The organism is Williamsia herbipolensis (assembly GCF_036153515.1).
Lineage (GTDB): Bacteria > Actinomycetota > Actinomycetes > Mycobacteriales > Mycobacteriaceae > Williamsia_A > Williamsia_A herbipolensis.
Genome location: NZ_CP108021.1, coordinates 1457984 through 1477459 on the forward strand (window position 1 = coordinate 1457984; position 19476 = coordinate 1477459).

General features: G+C 70.4%; 16 protein-coding genes. 5 read left to right on the forward strand and 11 right to left on the reverse strand.

Going from position 1 to position 19476, the window contains the following annotated elements; all coding sequences use genetic code 11:
- Positions 1-63: 63 nt before the first annotated feature.
- Positions 64-2586 (reverse strand): nitrite reductase large subunit NirB, encoded by a 2523-nt coding sequence (nirB, locus tag OG579_RS06755; protein ID WP_328858539.1) that lies wholly within the window; start codon positions 2584-2586, stop codon positions 64-66.
- A gap of 51 nt (positions 2587-2637) precedes the next feature.
- Complete coding sequence (locus OG579_RS06760) at positions 2638-4077, reverse strand: nitrate/nitrite transporter (protein ID WP_328858540.1); 1440 nt, start codon at positions 4075-4077, stop codon at positions 2638-2640.
- A 284-nt stretch (positions 4078-4361) separates the two neighbouring features.
- On the opposite strand from OG579_RS06760, the gene OG579_RS06765 reads away from it, so the two are divergent.
- Positions 4362-5195, forward strand: a complete 834-nt coding sequence (locus OG579_RS06765; RefSeq protein WP_328858541.1) for a glycine-rich protein — start codon at positions 4362-4364, stop codon at positions 5193-5195.
- Positions 5196-5228: 33 nt separating this feature from the next.
- Here OG579_RS06765 and OG579_RS06770 read toward each other — a convergent pair whose 3' ends face one another.
- Together OG579_RS06770 and OG579_RS06775 are read right to left on the reverse strand one after the other, a co-directional pair.
- Positions 5229-5903, reverse strand: a complete 675-nt coding sequence (locus OG579_RS06770) for a response regulator (protein ID WP_045823572.1) — start codon at positions 5901-5903, stop codon at positions 5229-5231.
- A gap of 51 nt (positions 5904-5954) precedes the next feature.
- Complete coding sequence (locus tag OG579_RS06775; RefSeq protein WP_328858542.1) at positions 5955-7214, reverse strand: sensor histidine kinase; 1260 nt, start codon at positions 7212-7214, stop codon at positions 5955-5957.
- Positions 7215-7383: 169 nt separating this feature from the next.
- Here OG579_RS06775 and OG579_RS06780 point away from each other — a divergent pair, with 169 nt between their 5' ends.
- On the forward strand, positions 7384-8064 hold the full coding sequence (locus OG579_RS06780; RefSeq protein ID WP_045823573.1) for a DUF4352 domain-containing protein: 681 nt from the start codon (positions 7384-7386) through the stop codon (positions 8062-8064).
- A 45-nt stretch (positions 8065-8109) separates the two neighbouring features.
- Here OG579_RS06780 and OG579_RS06785 read toward each other — a convergent pair whose 3' ends face one another.
- From OG579_RS06785 to OG579_RS06805, 5 genes are all read right to left on the reverse strand, one after another.
- On the reverse strand, positions 8110-8964 hold the full coding sequence (locus OG579_RS06785) for a TIGR02569 family protein (RefSeq protein ID WP_328858543.1): 855 nt from the start codon (positions 8962-8964) through the stop codon (positions 8110-8112).
- A gap of 28 nt (positions 8965-8992) precedes the next feature.
- On the reverse strand, positions 8993-10504 hold the full coding sequence (locus OG579_RS06790) for an MFS transporter (RefSeq protein ID WP_328858544.1): 1512 nt from the start codon (positions 10502-10504) through the stop codon (positions 8993-8995).
- 2 nt (positions 10505-10506) lie between these two features.
- Positions 10507-11715: an adenylyltransferase/sulfurtransferase MoeZ gene (gene moeZ, locus OG579_RS06795; protein WP_328858545.1), complete on the reverse strand. Its 1209-nt coding sequence runs from the start codon at positions 11713-11715 to the stop codon at positions 10507-10509.
- A gap of 23 nt (positions 11716-11738) precedes the next feature.
- Complete coding sequence (locus tag OG579_RS06800) at positions 11739-12785, reverse strand: DUF3152 domain-containing protein (protein WP_408068757.1); 1047 nt, start codon at positions 12783-12785, stop codon at positions 11739-11741.
- A 369-nt stretch (positions 12786-13154) separates the two neighbouring features.
- On the reverse strand, positions 13155-14171 hold the full coding sequence (locus OG579_RS06805) for an alpha/beta fold hydrolase (RefSeq protein WP_328858546.1): 1017 nt from the start codon (positions 14169-14171) through the stop codon (positions 13155-13157).
- Positions 14172-14218: 47 nt separating this feature from the next.
- Between OG579_RS06805 and OG579_RS06810 the strand changes: the two genes are divergently transcribed.
- Positions 14219-14908: a TetR/AcrR family transcriptional regulator gene (locus tag OG579_RS06810; protein WP_082080304.1), complete on the forward strand. Its 690-nt coding sequence runs from the start codon at positions 14219-14221 to the stop codon at positions 14906-14908.
- 155 nt (positions 14909-15063) lie between these two features.
- Here OG579_RS06810 and OG579_RS06815 read toward each other — a convergent pair whose 3' ends face one another.
- Together OG579_RS06815 and OG579_RS06820 are read right to left on the reverse strand one after the other, a co-directional pair.
- Complete coding sequence (locus tag OG579_RS06815) at positions 15064-15303, reverse strand: DUF3107 domain-containing protein (RefSeq protein ID WP_045823609.1); 240 nt, start codon at positions 15301-15303, stop codon at positions 15064-15066.
- A gap of 135 nt (positions 15304-15438) precedes the next feature.
- Positions 15439-16212: a ferritin-like fold-containing protein gene (locus OG579_RS06820; RefSeq protein WP_408068758.1), complete on the reverse strand. Its 774-nt coding sequence runs from the start codon at positions 16210-16212 to the stop codon at positions 15439-15441.
- A gap of 336 nt (positions 16213-16548) precedes the next feature.
- Between OG579_RS06820 and OG579_RS06825 the strand changes: the two genes are divergently transcribed.
- Both OG579_RS06825 and OG579_RS06830 read left to right on the forward strand, forming a co-directional pair.
- Entirely contained in the window at positions 16549-18174 is a 1626-nt protein-coding gene (locus tag OG579_RS06825) for a DEAD/DEAH box helicase (protein ID WP_328859178.1), read from the forward strand.
- The gene (locus tag OG579_RS06830) at positions 18171-19475 is read left to right on the forward strand and encodes an Rv3212 family protein (RefSeq protein WP_328858547.1); all 1305 of its coding nucleotides are present in this window, start codon (positions 18171-18173) and stop codon (positions 19473-19475) included. Before OG579_RS06825 ends, OG579_RS06830 begins: the two co-directional genes overlap by 4 nt.
- Position 19476: the final 1 nt, after the last annotated feature.

Here is a 19476-nt window from a genome sequence, read left to right on the forward strand (position 1 = left end):
TTCGGCGGTGTCGGTCGCCGGTAAACCCGCAGCTCACGGGGATGCCAGGGTGCCGATCACCACTCAGCTCCGCGCCGGCATGGTCGGCGAACCGAGCAGTACCGGCACCTTGCGACCGGTCGAGGAGTCGAAATCGATGGTCGGATCGGCCTCGGCGGGCGCGTTGACGAACGACACGAACCGCTTGAGTTTCTCGGAGTCGGAGAGCACTGCCGACCACTCGTCGCGGTAGCCGCTGACGTGTGCCTCCATCGCGGCCTCGAGCTGCTCGCAGATACCGAGGCTGTCCTCGACCACCACCTCACGCAGGTGGTCGAGACCGCCCTCGAGCGACTCGAGCCACGGTGCGGTGCGCTGCAGTCGGTCGGCGGTGCGGATGTAGAACATGAGGTAGCGGTCGATGTAGGCGACCAACGTGGCGTCGTCGAGCCCGGACGCCAGCAACTGCGCGTGCACCGGACTCTGTCCCCCGTTGCCGGCGACGTAGAGGTTCCAGCCCGACTCGGTGGCGATCACTCCGACATCCTTGCCGCGGGCCTCCGCGCACTCGCGGGCACAACCCGACACCCCGAACTTGATCTTGTGCGGCGATCGGAGCCCGCGGTAGCGCTTCTCGAGATCGACGGCCATGCCCACCGAGTCCTGGACCCCGTACCGGCACCACGTGCTGCCGACACAGCTCTTCACCGTGCGCAGGCTCTTGCCGTAGGCCTGTCCCGACTCCATCCCGGCCTCGACGAGCCGACGCCAGATCTCGGGCAGCTGCTCCACACGTGCGCCGAACATGTCGATGCGCTGGCCCCCGGTGATCTTGGTGTAGAGCTCGAAGTCCTTGGCCACCTGCCCGATCACGATCAACTGATCGGCGGTCACCTCGCCGCCGGGCATGCGCGGCACCACCGAGTACGAGCCGTTGCGCTGCAGGTTGGCCAGGAAGTGGTCGTTGGTGTCCTGCAGGGCGGCCTGCTCGCCGTCGAGGATGTGGTCGCTGGAGGTCGACGCGAGGATCGACGCCACCGTGGGTTTGCAGATGTCGCATCCGGTCCCGGTGCCGTATTGCGCGATGAGCCCGGAGAACGTGCGGATACCGGTCGCGGAGACGATCTCGAACAGTTCCGAGCGGGACTGGGCGAAGTGCTCGCACAGCGACTTGCTCAGCACCACACCGGATTCGGCGAGGAGCTTCTTGATGCTCGGCAGACACCCTCCGCAGGTGGTGCCCGCGCAGGTCTGCGCCTTCACGGCGGGGACGTCGCAGGCACCGTCGGCGATCGCCGAGCAGATCGTGCCCTTCGACACCGCGTTGCACGAACAGATCTCGGCGGCGTCGGGCAACGCGCCGAGACCGATCGCGGGTCCACCCGAGGGTGCGATGAGATCGGACGGGTCGCCCGGGATCGCCGAACCCACCATCGGTTTGAGCATCGCGTAGGCGTCGGCGTCACCGACGAGGATGCCGCCGAGAAGGGTGCGGGCGTCGTCGGAGACCACGACCTTGGCGTAGGTGCCGGCGACGGGATCGCTGAACACCACCTCGAGTGCCCCCTCGGTGGCGGCCATCGCGTCACCGAAACTGGCCACGTCGACGCCGAGCAACTTCAGCTTGGTGGACATGTCCGCACCGCTGAAGGTCGTCGATCCCCCGAGCAGTTGATCGACGACGACCTCGGCGGTGCTGTATCCCGGCGCCACGAGCCCGTAGCAGCGCCCCTCGATTGCGGCGACCTCGCCGATCGCGAAGATCTCCGGATCCTCGGTGCGGCAACCACTGTCGACCAGCACCCCGCCGCGCTCGGCGACGGGGAGTCCGATCTCGCGGGCGATCTCGTCGCGCGGACGGACGCCGGCGGAGAACACGACGAGAGCGGCGTCGATGTGCGAGTCGTCGCTGAGCGTGACACGCAGCGCCTCGGCGTCGGGTGCGTCGGTGCGTTCGGCGATCGAGGTGGTCGCGACGCCGGTGTGCACGGTGAGACCGAGGTCGGTGACGAGGCCCGCGAGCAGGGCTCCACCGCCCTCGTCGACCTGCAGCGGCATCAGCCGCGGCGCGAACTCGACGACATGTGGGGTGAGTCCCATGAGCTTCAGGGCGTTGGCGGCCTCGAGGCCCAGCAGCCCACCGCCGACGACGACGCCGACGGCACCGGCACCCGCGCGGTCGGCAGTGGTCCGGATGGCGTCGAGGTCCGACAGGGTCCGATAGACGAAGCAGCGGTCGCCGTCGTGTCCGTCGACCGGCGGGACGAACGGGTACGACCCGGTGGCCAGCACCACCGCGTCGTAGGCGACCCGGGCGCCGTCGGTGGCGGCGACGACGTGCGCGTCCCGGTCGATCGAGGCGGCACCCACACCAAGCCGCAGGTCGACGTGGGTGTCGCCGGCGTAGTCGTTGCCGGCCAGCGCCAGTGACGATCGATCCCAGGCGCCGACGTAGGACGACAACCCGACCCGGTCGTAGGCGGCGTCGTGTTCCTCGCCGAGGACGACGATGTGCCACTGGTCGGTGACGTCACGCTCGCGCAGGCCCTGGACGAATCGGTGCCCGACCATGCCGTGTCCGATGACGACGACGGTTTTGCTGCTCATCTTCGCGTTCTCCTCACGCACTGCTGTTCGACGGCCCGGCGACACCCGGGGTCAGGCGACGACCGTCGTACCCGAGGGCGCCTCGTCGGTCTCGTCCGCCGAATCGGATTCCGCGGCAAGGGCGTTGGTCGCCTTCTCGTTGCGGGCGTAGAACCACCATGTGACGACGCCGGCCACGACGTAGAAGGCGAGGAAGATCCAGAACGCGGTGGTGGCGGACTTGTTCTGCTTGTAGCTCTCGCGCAGCACCAGGTTGATGGCGACGCCGCCGAGCCCGCCGAACGCACCGGCGATGCCGATGAGGGCGCCCGACATCGACCGCGACCAGGTGATCTTGCCCAGCGCGTTGAGTCCCTTGTTGGCCTTGGCCTTCGCCTCGAACACGGCCGGGATGATCTTGTAGACCGAGCCGTTGGCGACACCCGAGATCAGGAACAGCAGGATGAAGCCGACGATGAACCCGGTGAGCTGTGCGCCGCCGATCTTGTGGTTGTTCGCATCGGCCGACATGCCGGCGACCACGAGGATCGACGAGGCCGCCACCATGGCCGCGAAACAGTACATCGTGACGCGACCGCCACCGACCTTGTCGGCGAGCTTGCCGCCGATCGGACGGGCCAGCGAGCCGAGAAGCGGACCGAGCCAGGCGATCTGAGCAGCAGCGAGTGCCGGCTTGGCCTCTCCCGACGCCGTGAAGCTGATGTTGAGAACCTGGCTGAAGGCGAACCCGAAGCCGATGAACGAACCGAAGGTGCCGATGTAGAGGAGCGAGATCAGCCAGGTGTCGCGGTACTTGAGGCAGTCGATCATCGCCTTGCCGCTGGAGGTCTGGTGGTCGAGGTTGTCCATGTAGATCGCCGCGCCGACGCCGGCCAGGGCCAGCAACACGAGGTAGATCGCACACACGATCTCGGGGCGGTCGGAGGCGACGGAGATGACGGCGAGTCCGACGAGCTGCACGGCGGGGACGCCGATGTTGCCGCCACCGGCGTTGAGTCCGAGTGCCCAGCCCTTGAGCCGCTGCGGGAAGAAGGCGTTGATGTTGGTCATCGACGACGCGAAGTTGCCGCCACCGAGACCGGTGAGCGCCGCGACCGTGAGGAACCAGCCGAACCCGAAGTCACCCGGGTTGAGCATCAGCATCATGGTGAGTCCGGTGGGTATCAACAGCACGACGGCACTGAAGATGGCCCAGTTGCGACCGCCGAAGCGGGCCGTGGCCTGCGTGTACGGGATGCGCAGGCACGCGCCGAAGAAGGTGGCCGTGGCGGCGATGACGAACTTCTGGTCGAGCGAGATGCCGTACGCCGGTCCCATGAACAGGGCCAGCACCGAGAACAGCGACCACACCGAGAAGCCGACGTGCTCGCAGATCACCGACCAGATGAGATTGCGGTTGGCGATCTTCGCGTTGCCGTTGTCCCAGGCCTCGCGGTCCTCGGGATCCCAATCGGTGATGTGGTGCGAACGTTGACGGGCCGGTGCGGTCACGACGGGGGTCCTCCCTACGGATTCCGACGGGGTGTCGGCTGTTGGTCGGAACAGTAGGAAGCCGGTGTTGCCGGGACTTGTCAGCGCGTGACTCGGCGATCACAGTGTGCTCACGTCCGGGCGGGAGGCCGTGTGAGACGGGTCGGCGGCGGGCCCGGCCGGGCGAGAACGCAGGTCGCGGATAGTTCGGCGCGGGCAAACGAGCGGAAATGCCGGGCGCGCTCGTGCGACATCGTAGAGTCACCGCGAGAGGCTTTGCCGGCACGCGAGGGAGAAACACGTAGATGTTCAGTCGTAGGCGGTTGTCGATGATCGCGGCCGGGATGGCGGCCCTGGCGGCCACGATCGTGACCGCGCCCAGCGCGTCGGCGGCCCCGCTGCCCCGCAACTGCACCCAGGCCCTGTTCCAGTCGACCGTGCTGTGCACCTGGAGCTACACCGGCGCCCAGCAGGTCTTCGTGGTGCCGCGCGGGCTGCGCACCGTCCTGGTGACGGCGGTCGGGGCCGGCGGCGCCGACACCCGGGCATCGGGCAACTACAAGACCCGCGCGCTGCAGATCAGCGCCTATGCGCCCGTGGTCGGCGGCCAGCGTCTCTACATCTACGTCGGCGGCAACGGGCAGCACAACGCGCCCGGCAGTCGCTTCGGCGCCGGCGGATACAACGGCGGCGGCCGCGGCATCCCCAACGGCGGCGGTGGCGCCAGCGACGTCCGCACGGTCGGCGGTCCCGCCCTGTCACCGGCCGGGCTGAACTCGCGGCTGGTCGTGGCGGGCGGTGCCGGCGGTTCGTCGACGACCCGCGGTGGCGACGGCGGTCGACCGGGAGAGAGCAACGGACTCATCGCCGGTGGCGGTGCGGGCAGTTCCGCCCGCGGCGGCACCCCCAGCGGTGACGCCTCGCCCGGTGGACTCGGGGTCGGTGGCAGCGCCTCGGCGTCGACATCCGGTGGCGGCGGTGGCGGCGGTTACTTCGGTGGCGCAGGCGGTTTCCGCGCCGGCGGCGGCGGTGGCGGCTCGGCGTTCCCGAGTGACGTCCCGCCCACGATCACACCGGGTGGCGCACGCGTCACCATCCGCTACAACGGACCCTGCAACGTCTTCTGCCTCGGCAGTTGATCCTCGCCCGGGGCGCGACGTCCCGACCGGGGCTCACGCCACGAGTCCGCCGCGGAGGGCCTCCATCGCCGCCTCGACCCTCGTGGTGACGCGCAGCTTCGTGTAGATGTGCGAGACATGGGTTTTCACCGTGGTCTCGCTCAGATAGAGATCGCCGGCGATGACGGCGTTCGTGGCGCCCGAGGCCAGCGCCCGGAGGATCTCCGACTCGCGAGCCGACAACGTCGTGATCGCCCGCACCGCATCCGCCCACGCGTCCGGCGTCGTCGGGGCGACCGACGTGCCGTCGGTGGCCGCCACGATCTCGCGGAGCGACTGCTCGCTGAACAGCGTCGTTCCCGCTGCGACGGCCCGGACGGCCATCCCGAACGACTGCGGTGGCTCGTCCTTGCGGATGAAGCTGTGCGCGCCCGCACGGATCGCCTCGAGGACCAGGTCGTCGACGTCGAGAGCGGTCATGGCCACCACCCGGGGTGGATCGGGCTGCAACATCAGCGCGGTGATGGCCTCGACACCGCCGACTCGGCGCATCTTGAGGTCCATGAGTACGACGCGCGGCCGGTGTAGCGCGACCTTCGACGGCACCTGATCACCGTCGTCGGCCTCGGCGACGACGCGGATGTCCCCCGCCGCGGTGAGGATGTCGAAGAGTCCGCGGCGGACGAAGGGGTCGTCGTCGACGACGAGGACGTCGATGGGTGTGGTCATGATGAGGAGATCGTAGGCATCGACCCCGACACACTCCTGCGAGGCGAGGCTTCAGGAGTACCAGGGCACCCAGGCGTGCACGACGAACTCGTCGCCGATGTGCTGCGCGCCGAATGTGCCACCGGCACCGCTGACCATCTCGTCGATCCCCTGCAGTCCGGTCCCCGTCCCTCTCGGCGTGGGGGCCGCCGCGGTCCGGCGGGTGCGGATCTCGACACGCAGCCCGCGGTCGGGCGTCCCGTGGACCGACAGGTGGACAGGTGACCCGAAGGCGTGCCGTGACGCGTTGGTGAGCGCTTCGCGCACCACCCGGTAGGCGACGTGTCCCGCCAGCGGGCCCAACGGTTCCGGGGGCACGTCGACGAGCATGGTCACGTGGGCCCCGGCCGATCGGGCTGCCGACACGAGGTCGGTGACGCCGTCGAGATCCTGTGCGCCCGAACCCACGTCGGCCACGGTGCCACCGCGGAGCACGCCGATGATCCGTTTGAGCTCGTCGAGGCCGTCGTGAGCGGTCTTCTGGATCAGCGACGCGGTGTTCGCGACCCGTTCCGGACCCTCGGCGCTGTTGACCTGCAGTCCCCCCGCGGTCAGCGAGATCCGGCTGAGCGTCGCGGCCAACGTGTCGTGCATGTCGCGGGCGATGCGGGCGCGGTCGGCGGCCACCGCCATCTCGGCACGCATCACCTCCGATTCACGCGTGCGGTCATCGAGAGCTGTTGCGACCACGGTCAACTGACTGCTGGTCCGGCGCAGCAGCGACACCACGACCACCAGGGCCACCAACGCCGCCGCGACGAGCGGGGCCACCCACACGGGGAGATTCCACTCCGGCACCGGCTCGCCCTCGGGGACCCGCACCCCGACGGTGAGCGCCGAGTAGTCACGACGGCGGAACGCATCGTAGATCAACGACACCGTGCAAGCCGCCCACACGACAACGGTTGCGGCGACGACCCGCCGGTCGCGGATCCGGGTGACGACCGCGAAGAGGGCGACGAGCGCCGCGGTGGCGTCGGTGGGGAAGAACAACGGCCCGGCGACGGCGACCGTGAGGACGAGCATCGGGTGTTCGTGCCGCCGCACGAGTGCCGCCGCCGCGACGACGTTGAGGATCAGGCCGCAGAAGATCAACCCGTCGGGGGTGCCGGCGCCGGCCGCGAGGCCCACGGTCATGAGGGTCGCGAACAGGCTGACGGTGACCAGCGCGACGGTCGTGAGACGGCGTCGCAGATGACCGGGCGACCCGTCCGGCGCCGGCAGCAGCCACGGCGGCAGCTGCGGTGGCGTGACCGGGATCGTGGGCATCATGGCGCCGACGGTACGGGCGGCCACCGACAGGACACCATCGGGCGATCGGGCCTCCCGGTGACCATCGATCCGACCGATGGGGTGAGCGTGACCGACCGGTCGGAGGATGCGCCGGGCCGGATGGACAGGCTGGAGTGATCGGGTACACCGACAACCGAAAGGCCCTCCCATGAGCCAGAACCCGCCCGATCAGCCCCAGTTCGATTCCTCGCGGACCTCCCCCTACGGATCGCCCTACCCGCCGCCGGCACCGAAGAAGAACGTGTTCGCGCGGCACAAGGTACTCACCGGCCTCGGCGTGCTCGTGCTGGCTGTCGTCGTGATCTCGGTCGCGTCGGGCGGGGGCGGGTCGTCGGACTCCTCGGACACCGCCGGGAGCACGACCACGGCTACCGCTACGGGGTCCGCACCCGGGGGATCGACCGCGGCAGAACGGCCGTCGGCCGCGGCCCCTCGGCCCGGGATCGGCGCCCCCGCGCGTGACGGCAAGTTCGAATTCATCGTGCGCGGGGTCCGCGACGGCGGGACGACCATCGGTCCCGACTTCATGGCCGAGCGCGCGCAGGGCCGCTTCGTGCTGGTCGACCTGACCGTCCGCAACATCGGCAACCGGGCGCAGAGCCTCGACGTCTCGTCACAGAAGGTGCTCTCGACGCAGGGGACACAGTTCTCCCCCAACACGACGGCCACGATCTCCGTCGATGACGCCGCGGTGTTCTACGAGCAGATCAACCCGGGCAACGCCCTGCAGCTCACGATCGCCTACGACCTGCCCGTCGGCGTCGACCCGGCCGAGATCGAGTTGCACGATTCGATCTTCTCCGGCGGGGTCACGGTCGCCCTGCGCTGATCCGCGGCTCGGCAACCGCGGGACACGCCCTGCGTCCGGTGGGGACTAGAGCAGCAACCGCACCACGTCGACGACGTGGGACAGTCCGGCGAGCGCGCCCGACGACGACCGCGGGTGCAGGGCGTGTACCGCGAGCCGGAACATGACCGCCCGCAACATCATCTGCGGCCACTCGGGCTGATCGGCCCAGCGGGAGACGAGGTCCTCGTCGGCCCCGCCCCAGGCCAACGCATCGACGACCACGACGGCCGCGGCCCACGGGGCGGGTCGCCAGTACGGCACGAGATCGGTGATGCCCGGCGCGGCCGCGCCCGCGAACAGCACGGTGCCGAAGAGGTCGCCGTGCACGAGCTGCGACGGTGACTCGATCGGCTTACGCAGGGTGGCAAGGGTTTTGAGCATCTCGATGCTCTTCACCCCGTCGGGCGACGTCGGCTCGCCGAAGCCGGCCGCACGGGCCGAGCGCAGCGGGGTGTCCTCCCACGCGGCGCGGTCGGCGGCGTTGAACACGTCGACGTCGGTGTAGGGCGGTGCCGGTGGTTGCAGCAGGAAACGCGGGCGCTCGAGATCGGCGGTCACCTGGTGCAGGCGGTTGGCGAGCGACACGACCTCGTCGTGACGGGGCTCGGGCGATCCGGCGATGTAGGTGTCGGCACGCCAGCCCGAGACCACGTAGCGACCATCGGTGCCGCGCAGCGGACGGGCGACGCGCACGCCGTCGACGTAGAGGTCCTCGCGGATCTTCGCCGACCACGCGGCGCGTGCGTGGTCGGGCACCAGCGACAGCACCACCTCGCCGATGCGCCAGCCGCCCTCCCACTCGCGGGTGAGGGCGATGGGGGTCGATCCGGCGAGACCGAACGTCGCGATGACGTGTTCGGGCGGATCGGGGGCATTCACGGTCCTGAGATTACCGACCTCGCGCCTGCTAACCGGGGAGGTGCGGGTCGGCCGTGTTCGGAGTCGCGGGCATCGCCCGACCGGCTCGTCGCGACCGATCGATCCTCGAGCCGGTCGGACGCAGGCCGACGAACGCCAGCAGCGCGGCGATCACGAGGGCACCGGCGAACACCGGTACCGCGCGGTCGAAGGTGTCGTCGAAGGCCGGTCCGAGTCCGGCATCGGCCGGGGTGCCGGTGATCAGCGGGATCGCGGCGACCGACAGCAATCCCGCGGCGCGGGCGACGGCGTTGTTCACCCCGCTCGCCAGACCGGCGTGGTCATCGGCCACCGCGGCCAGCACCGTCGAGGTGAGGGGCGCCACCAGCAACACCATCCCGACGCCGAGGGTCGCCGCGCCGGGCAACACGTCAGTCGGATAGAAGGCGTGCGGACCGATCCGCAGCATCAACAGCAACCCCGCCGCGCACAGGAGGGCGCCGACGGTGAGCGGCCCACGCGCGCCGACCCGGGCCGCGAACGCGCTCGACCGCGCAGAGAACAGCAGCATCAGCAGGGTGCCCGGGGTGAGCGCGGCACCGGCCCAGAACGCCGAGTAGCCGGCGACGACCTGCAGCTGCAACGCGGCGATGAAGAAATAGCCGCCGAAGGCGGCGTACACCGCGAACGTCATCACGTTGATGACGGTGAACGGCCGCGATGCGAACAGGGGCGGCGGCACCATCGGTTCGGGTTCTCGACGCTCCACCATCACGAACGCGACACCCGCCGCCACCGCGACGACCCCCACCACGGCGACCTCGACCACGCGGCCCCCGTCCGCGGCCCGGATCAGGGCCCACGTCGCGCCGGCGAGGGCGACCGCACCGAGCACGGCCCCGACGACGTCGAAGTGCTTCGACGCGTGCGGATCCCGCGTCTCGGGGACGTGACGTACGGCCACGGCGACGCACACCGCGGCGACCGGGACGTTGATGAGGAACGCCCACCGCCAGCCGGGACCGTCGGCCAGCCACCCTCCGAGGAACGGGCCGAGGGCCGCGGCGACGCCCCCGAGGCCCGACCAGGTACCGATCGCCCGGGCCCGGTCGGCGGGGCGCAGCGACGACTGGATCATCGCGAGCGACCCGGGTGTCAGCAGCGCGCCGCCGATCCCCTGCAGGCCGCGCGCACCGACGAGCACCTCCACGTTCGGCGCCAGTCCGCACAGCAGCGAGGCACCGGCGAAACCGATCACGCCGACGACGAACACCCGTCGACGGCCGAGTCGATCACCCAGCGATCCGCCCAGCAGGATGAGCGCCGACAGCGTCAACATGTAGGCGGTGACGGTCCACTGCAGGGGCGCGAGCCCGACATCGAAATCGTCGGCGATGCGCGGCAGCGCGACGTTGACCACCGTCGAGTCGAGCAACACCATCGACGACCCGAGCACGGCACAGGCCACCACCCAGCGCCCACGCGCCGACGAGAACTCCACCGACGCACCGGCCGAGGGGGCACCGGCCGGCGGGGAACCCTCGGGCGTGGGTGTGGCCACGATCAGTAGACCGGCATCGACGGGTCGGTCTGTCGCGCCCACTCCATGATCCCGCCGCGCAGGTGGCGCGCGTCGGCGAAACCGGCGCGGCGCAACACCGCCAGTGCCTCGGCCGATCGGATACCGGTCTTGCAGTAGAGCACGGTCGGCCGGTCCTGCGGCAGCGCGGCCAGCGCCTCGCCGGAGACCAACTCCCCCAGCGGGATCAGGGTCGCGCCGTCGATGTGGACGATGTCCCACTCGACGGGCTCGCGGACGTCGATCAGGGCGATCGGCTCACCCGCGTCGAGGAGCCGGCCGAGTTCCGCTGCGTCGATCTCCGAACCGGTGGTGGTCGCGCCCTCGTCGGCGACGATGCCGCAGAACGCCTCGTAGTCGACCAGTTCGGTGATCGGCTCGGCCTCGGGATCCTTGCGGATGCGGATGGTCCGGTACTCCATGGCGAGGGCGTCGTACATCATCAGCCGACCCAGCAGCGTCTGCCCGACGCCGGTGATGAGCTTGACGGCCTCGGTTCCCATGATGGAACCGACGGAGGCACACAGGATCCCGAGGACGCCGCCCTCGGCGCACGACGGCACCGTTCCCGGCGGCGGGGCCTGCGGGTAGAGGTCGCGGTAGTTCAGCCCGCGACCGTCGGGGGCGTCTTCCCAGAACACCGACGCCTGTCCCTCGAAGCGGTAGATCGACCCCCACACATACGGTTTGCGCGCCAGCACGGCGGCGTCGTTCACGAGATAGCGCGTCGCGAAGTTGTCGGTGCCGTCGACGATCAGGTCGTACCGCTCGAACAGGGCCACCGCGTGGTCGGCCTCGAGACGGTGCTCGTGCAGTTCGACGGTGACGAACGGGTTGATCTCGGCGATGGAGTCACGGGCACTCGCCGCCTTCGACCGCCCGACATCGGATTGTCCGTGGATGACCTGACGCTGCAGGTTCGACTCCTCGACGTCGTCGAACTCGACGATCCCGAGTGTGCCGACGCCCGCGGCGGCGAGGTAGAGCAGCGCCGGCGAACCGAGTCCGCCTGCCCCGATGACCAGTACCCGGGCGTTCTTCAACCGTCGCTGCCCGGTCATCCCGATGTCGGGGATGATCAGGTGCCTGCTGTACCGCGCGACCTCGGCGCGCGTCAGTTCCGCGGCCGGTTCGACGAGCGGCGGCAGAGGGGTCTGCGAGGGGGGCATCTGGGAGGTTCCGGTGGTCGCCATGATCACCGCAGACGCTACGCCGCTCAGCTACCGGGGAACGGCCAGGGATTGGCCCGGCACACCAGATCACGGTCGGCCTGCATGTCCGGGTCGATCGCCATGATGTCGCTGTTGGCGACGCCGAAGCTCTGCTGCATCATCACCGGGGCCAACGCGCCCTCCTGGCCACACGGTTGATGCTTCTCGAAGCCGATCGCGTGACCGATCTCGTGATTGATCGCGTACTGGCGGTACAGCAGATCGTCACCCTGATACGACACCGCGCCGCGTACCCATCGCGCCTCGTTGAGGGTCACGCGCGCCTCGGGCGGGTAGTAGCAGGAGGATTCGAGCTTGATCTGGTACCCGCACAGCTCGCGGGTCGTGCCGGTCGAGGTCAGCGACACCCGGAAGTCGGGGGTGCCGGTCTCGATCCGCCGGAACGACACCTTGCCGCCACCGATCCAGCTCTTCGGGTTGGCCAGCGTGGTGTCGACGAGTTTCGCGAAGATCGCGTCGCTGCCGTAATCGGCGGGTGCGAGGCCGTTCTCGACCTCGACGGTGTAGGTGTACACCCGCGGCGCGGTGCCCACGACCCCGGTGGTGCCGGGCACCACGCGCCACGATTTCGCGCCGTTGGTGGTGAACGATCCGCCGTCGGGCAGCTGACCCGCGGGCAGCGTGGCCGCGGCGGCGTCACCGGTCGGCGCGCCGATCGGCGAGGTCTCGGAGTTGACGTCGGTGTTGCGCGAGGCGGCGTCGGGCGCCGGTGCGGCCGGGGTGGGCGACGACGGGGTGCCGGTGAGGGTCACCGCCACGAGCACCACGGTGAGTATCGCGAGGACGGGCAGCGCATAGGCCCGCCAGCCGTAGGTCGCGACGAAGGCACCGATCCGGGTGCGCTTGCGGCGCTCCGGACGCGGACCCCGCCGGCCGCGCGGGTCCTCGGCCGTCGGATCCCAGTGCGCGCGCAGCGGCTGATCGTCGCCGGGCCGGCCGCGTTCGGCCACCTGGCGCGCGATCGGTCGGCGGTCGGGTCGGGGTGCGGTCGGGCGGTCGTACGGGGCGTCGGCGAGCAGATCGTGGTGCACGTCGCGCTGCGGCCGGCCCCGCCCATTCGAACCCCGCCCATTCGCAGTACGCGAAGAGCGTTCCCGCGACGACGGGCGGATCGGCGGCGACGCGCTACCGGGGGGCGCGTACTGCGGCGGCATACGCCCCGCGGGCAGCGGGCCCGACGGATGGGGCGCAAAGGAGTCGGGAACAGGAGGGTGCCCGGGCCCCGGGGCGCCGGCCATGGGCGCATCGCGCGGGTCGGGTCCACCGAATCCCGCTCCGGATCTGGGCGGTCCTCCCCCGCCTGGCGCACTCACGTGTTTCACCATCTCACAGCTCGGCGAGCGTTCCCGGGATGCGCGGCCACGTGCACACGTCCTCGTTCACCCAGGTGTCCCTGATTGTCAGCAGGCCACCAGCGAGGCGGGATCGGCGATCTCGACGTGGCGGGCGATCTCCCGCGCCGTCTCCAGTGGGATCTCCATCTGGCACACGTGCCCGACGGCGCCGAACATCACCAACCGCGACCCCTCGATGGTGCGGATGACGCGCGGTGCGATGGCCGCGCTCACGAGCTTGTCGCGGCCGCCCCACATCACCAGCGTCGGCGAGGTGATCATGCGGGCGCGCCGCCAGTGGTCCCGGCCCGACATCCACAGCCAGCTCGCGACCAGGGCGTTGAGGCTGCCCGACAACGCCGCCGGCGCCCACGGGAGCTCGGCGCGATCGACCGCGTGCTCGACGGCCTGCGCGATCCGGGTGGGCCCGAGGACCTGCGGACGCACCATGATCTCGCGCAGCGTCTGTGCCACCTGCCGTTCGGCATGCACCCGGCCCAGGTAGCCGAACACCGCGGGCCCGACCCGCGGGACCGTCGCCAGGGTCAGCGGCACGAAGGACAGGCGCTTGATCCGCGGCCGCAGATCCGGGAACGCCGGCGAGATGAGGGTGAGGGTGGTGACGAGGTCGGGCCGCTGGGCCGCGACGCGGGAGGCGATCGCCCCGCCGAGGGAGTTGCCGACCAGGTGGGCGCCCCCGAGGTGCTCGAGCACCGCGATCACCGAGTCGGTCATGGCCGTGAGCGAGTAGTCGCCGCCCGGCGGCGGATCGGAGAACCCGAACCCGGGCAGGTCCATCGCGTACCCGTCGAGCACCGGGGCCAACACCTCACCGAGATCGGTCCAGTTCAACGACGACCCGCCGAGTCCGTGCACATACAGCGCCCGGCCGACCGGGGCATCGATGCCCGCGTCACCGGAACCGGTGGGGGTCGGGCCGGGACGGGGCACATGTCGCAGGTGGATGCGCCATCCCGATGCCGTCACCTGCTCCCCCGGCCACAGCGGGGTCGTGCGATCGAGCGGTGCGAGCAGGTCGCGCAGCGAACGCGGTACGGACGGTGTCCGATCGGTGGTCGACACCGCTACAGCATGCCTCACCTCGAGGGGGTGACGCGTAGGGTCTACCCATGCCAGGCGCCGCTGATCGTGTACCCGTCGACTCGTCGGTGCACGCTGCCCCCGGCCGCACCCGCGGCGACGCCGGTCGCCGCAACACCCGTATGCCGCGCAGCGCCCGACGCGTGCAACTGCTCGACGCCGCCAGCGAGATCTTCGTCGAGCGCGGGTACCACTCGGCGGGCATGGACGAGATCGCGGTCCACGCCGGGGTCAGCAAACCCGTTCTCTACCAACACTTCCCCGGAAAGCTCGATCTGTACCTCGCGGTGCTCGAGGAGCACGCGGAGTCGCTCGTCTCCGAGGTGCGCAAGGCGCTCGAGACGACCACCGACAACAAGCAGCGCGTGCGGTCGGCGGTCGGCGCCTTCTTCGACTTCATCGACCAGGACCACCAGGGCTACCGGTTGATCTTCGAATCCGACGCCCTCGACCCCGCCGCGATCCGCCGCGTGGAGAGCGCCACCGAGGCCTGCGTCGACGCGGTCTACGGACTCGTCATGCACGACTCCGGTCTCGACCCCTACCGGTCGCGGATGCTCGCCGCCGGGCTCGTCGGCGCCAGCCAGGTCAACGCCCGCTACTGGCTCGACGCCAAACGCCCCATCAGCAAGCGCGACGCCGTGGAGACGACGGTCGAACTGCTGTGGGGCGGGCTGTCACACGTGCCGCTTCTCGAAGGCGGCGTCAGCGAGGCCTGACGTCAGCTGTTCTTGGCGCCGAATCCGACTTGCACACGAGAGGCGTCGGGATCCGGCGCATTCACGACGTCTGTGACGTCAGCTGTTCTTGGCGCCGAATCCGACTGTCAACACGACAGGCGTCGGGATCCGGCGCATTCACGACGTCTGTGACGTCAGCTGTTCTTGGCGCCGAATCCGACGCGCGGACGCTCGGAGGTGCCGACCTCGACGTAGGCGATCTTGGTGACCGGCACCAGGAATCGCGCACCCTTCTCGTCGGTGAGACGCAGCAGCGCCTCCTTGCCCGACAGCGCGGCCTCGACGGCGGCGTGGACGTCGTCACTGGTCTGCTCGGTCTGCACCACCAGCTCGCGCGGGCTGTCGGTGATGCCGATCTTCACGTCAACCGTCACGGTTGTCCTCCTGCTGTCGATGTCGGGCGCCTTCGACGCCAAGGCTAGTGGAGCGCCGACCCCGCACCGCACGCGCTCCGCTGTGGGCGGAAACGGACGTCGGAGAAGCCGGAGCGGGACGAGGTGGGGCCGAGCTCAGCCCAGTCCGAGTTCCTGCATCCGGGCGGCGTGGCGGTCCTGGATCGACTCGAAGAACGTGGAGATGCGTGTGAAGTCCGACGCCTCGCTGAACAGCAGTCCCGTCAGGTCCTCCTCGGAGGCCAACACGTGCTGGGCCTGCGTGATCGCCTCGCCCAGCAGGCGCCGCCCCCAGAGGCGCAGCGGTGAGGTCAGCGACGGATCGGCGGCGACGGCCGCACGCACCTCGGCGCAAGCGAACTCGGAGTGACCGGTCTCGGCCATCACGTCCTGCACGATGCCCTCCGCGTCGCCGGGAAGGGTGTGGGCGACCTCGAGGTAGAAGTCCGCGGCCAGCCCGTCACCGATGTACGCCTTCACCATCGACTCCAACCACGAATTGGGCGTCGTCGACCCGTGGTACTGGTCGAGGATCGGCGCGTAGTGCGCCACCGTGTCGACCACATCTCGCCCTCGACGCACGAGTTCGGCGGCCAGCACCTCGAAGTGGGCCATCTCGGCCCCGGCCATCTGTGCCATCGCCACCCGCCCGCGGATGTCGGGCGCCATCTGCGATTCCGCGGTCAACCGGTAGAACGCCGCGATCTCACCCGCGAGCAGCACCCCGAACAACGACGTGATCCCGGGGTGGTCGTCGGGCAGCGGCGGCAGCTGCGCGTCGTCGGCGATGTGGGTCGGCGCGAGGTCGGCAGTCGACGGGGGCAGGCCGCCCGGAGCGGGTGTCGCGGAGGTGGGCGTCACAGTGGTCTGGGTCACGGGATGGTCGGCCATGCGCCGATCGTAGGCGACGCGGTCAACCCGCGACGGGCCCCCGTGACCGGCACCGATGCGTGGTCGACACCCCTCACCACGTACCATCGAGGACGACGTGCAGTGCAGGCGCTGCCACTCGGCGGCGCCCCGCCCGCGCGTCCCCAGTAATGTGCGCGCACTTCTTGCCCGACCTCGAGCCGCGAAACACTTTTCGGCTCCCGCCCACCGCGTTCGTCGCCTGTGGCGGTGTGAAGCCTTTTCGTGCGTGCTCCGCGATATCGGAAGGCACCCATCATCAGTACCGACAGCCATACCCACAGCGAGACCACCGCTCCCACCGACCCGGTCGTCGTCATCGCCGAGACGCCCGACGCCGACGGTCCGCAGACCACCGTCGTCGACACCGAGACCCATGTGGCCCCCACCTTCGCCGAGCTCGGCGTCAGCGACGAGATCGTCGCCGCACTGGCCGCCGACGGCAAGACCCACACCTTCGCCATTCAGGAACTGACCCTGCCCCTGGCGCTCGCCGGTGACGACCTCATCGGCCAGGCCCGCACCGGCATGGGCAAGACGTTCGGCTTCGGCGTCCCGCTGATCCACCGCATCACCCAGGTCGCCCCCGGGTCGACCGGACCGTTGCGTCCCCTCGACGGCACGCCGCGCGCACTGATCATCGTCCCCACCCGCGAGCTGTGCATCCAGGTCACCGGTGATCTCCAGGTGGCCGGCGCGAACATCGACGTCGACCCGCAGCCCAACCCGCCGCGCAAGCTGTCGATCGCCTCGATCTACGGCGGTCGTCCCTACGAGTCGCAGATCGCCGACCTGCAGGCCGGTGTCGACGTCGTCGTCGGCACCCCCGGCCGTCTGCTCGACCTGGCCCAGCAGGGCCACCTCATCCTCGGCAAGGTGCAGATCCTCGTCCTCGACGAGGCCGACGAGATGCTCGACCTCGGGTTCCTGCCCGACATCGAGCGCATCATGCGGGCCCTGCCCGACGCCCGCCAGACGATGCTGTTCTCGGCGACCATGCCGGGCCCGATCGTCACCCTGGCCCGCACGTTCCTCAACCGGCCGACGCACATCCGCGCCGAGCACGCCGGCGACTCGGCGGTCCACGAACGCACCACCCAGCACGCCTACCGTGCCCACGCCCTCGACAAGGCCGAGGTGGTCGCGCGCATCCTGCAGGCCGAGGGTCGCGGCGCCACGATGATCTTCACCCGCACCAAGCGCACGGCGCAGAAGGTGGCCGACGATCTGGGCGAGCGCGGCTTCAAGGTCGGAGCCGTGCACGGCGATCTCGGTCAGGTCGCCCGCGAGAAGGCCCTCGGACGGTTCCGCGACGGCAGCATCGACGTGATCGTGGCGACCGACGTCGCCGCCCGTGGCATCGACATCGACGACGTCACCCACGTCATCAACTACCAGTGCCCCGAGGACGAGAAGGCCTACGTCCACCGCATCGGCCGTACCGGTCGCGCCGGACGCACCGGCATCGCGGTGACGCTCGTCGACTGGGACGAGCTGCACAAGTGGGCGGCCATCGACAAGGCGCTCGGACTCGGCATGCCCGAGCCCGTCGAGACCTACTCGAGCTCCGAGCACCTCCGCACCGATCTGAACATCCCCGCCGACGCCACCGGCCGCGTCCCCGGCGCGAAGCCCTCCGAGGACGAGCGGGCCGCACGCGGCGAGAAGCGTGAGCCGCGGGAGAAGCGTGAGCCGCGTGCCGACCGTCAGCGCCGCCGGACCCGTTCGGGCGGCGCGGCGATGGCCTCGGCCACCGCGCAGGCCGAGACCGAGTCGGCTGAGTCGGCCTCGTCGAGTGCCTCGGCGACCTCGAGCGCATCGGCTGACGGTGACACCGCGGGCGGCACGAAGCCGCGTCGCCGGCGTCGCCGCGGCCGCGGTGGTTCGGGTTCGTCGAACGCCGCGGCCGGCGAATCGACGTCTGCGGGTTCCGCCGAGCAGTGAGCGACGCCCGGACGGAGACCCAGACGCCCCCGGGCGGTTCCCCGCGGGGGCCGATCCGACCTGAGCGGCGCACCCGCCTCGACCTGGCGATCAGCGCGCTGATCGTCGTCGTGGTGATCGTCGTCGCCGCGGTCATCTGGTACGTCAGTCCGTCCCGGCACACCACCTCCGACCAGGCGGGGGTCCCGCTCACCGCGGTCACCCCGGCCGCGGTCGTCCCGGCCGGCTTCACCGAGGGATGGTCTGCGCCCTCGGGCGCGAGCACCACCGCGATCGTGACCGACAGTGCGGTCGTCACCGCCGACCGCGGCACCGTCGAGGCCCATGACCCGGCCACCGGGACGGTGCGGTGGAGCTATCGACGCAACCTCGACCTGTGCGGCGCGATCGCCGGCTGGGAGGCCTCCCCCGGTGTCGTCGCGGTGTACCGGAACAGCCGCGGGTGCGGCGAGGTCACCTCACTCGACCCCGACGACGGCCACCGCGCCGACACCCGCAGCAGCGACGCCGACGACAAGATCACGCTGTCCGCCAACGCCGACTACGTCGTCTCCCAGGGTCCGACGCGCCTCGAGTCCTGGGGGTCGACCCTGGTGCGCGGCGTCGAGTACGGCCGCGTCTCGGCGCCGGTGAAACCGGGCACCCAGCCCCGCGCGGGATGCCGGATGTCGTCCAGCGCCACCGGAGCCGACCAGATCGCGGTCATCGAACGGTGCGGCGACGAACCGGGATACCGCCTGTCGATCTTCTCCGCCGCCCAGGACAAGGACGAGAAGGTCAAACAGCTCGGGTCGCGGATCATCACCAGCGGCACCGCGTCACCGCCGCCTCGCGTGGTCGCGGTGTCGTCGTCGTCGGTCGCGGTGTACCTCGGTTCCGGTGGCGCCATCTCCGGCGGCAGCGGTGGCCCGCAGATCCAGGTGTTCACCACCGGCGCGGTGCTGAGCAGTTCGCACGAGGTGCTCGGTGACGTGCCGGCACCCGCCGACTCGGTTCCCGTCCGCAGCGATGGCCTGCTGTCGTTCTTCACGGGCAAGGGCACCGTCATCCTCGACGCCTCGGCTCTCACCCCGCGCTACCAGGTACCGGGCACCCTCGGCCCGGCCGCGGCCATGGGTACCGATCTCATCGTGCCCGGGCCGTCGGGGATCACCGTGCTCGAGGCGGCCACCGGGCGGCAGTCCCGCACGATCGCGCTGGCACGCCCGGGATACAACGGCGGCACGGTGACGCTCTCGCCCATCGGCGACGACGTCGCGATGTTCTACGGCGGCGCCGTGCACATGTTGATCGGGAGCTAGG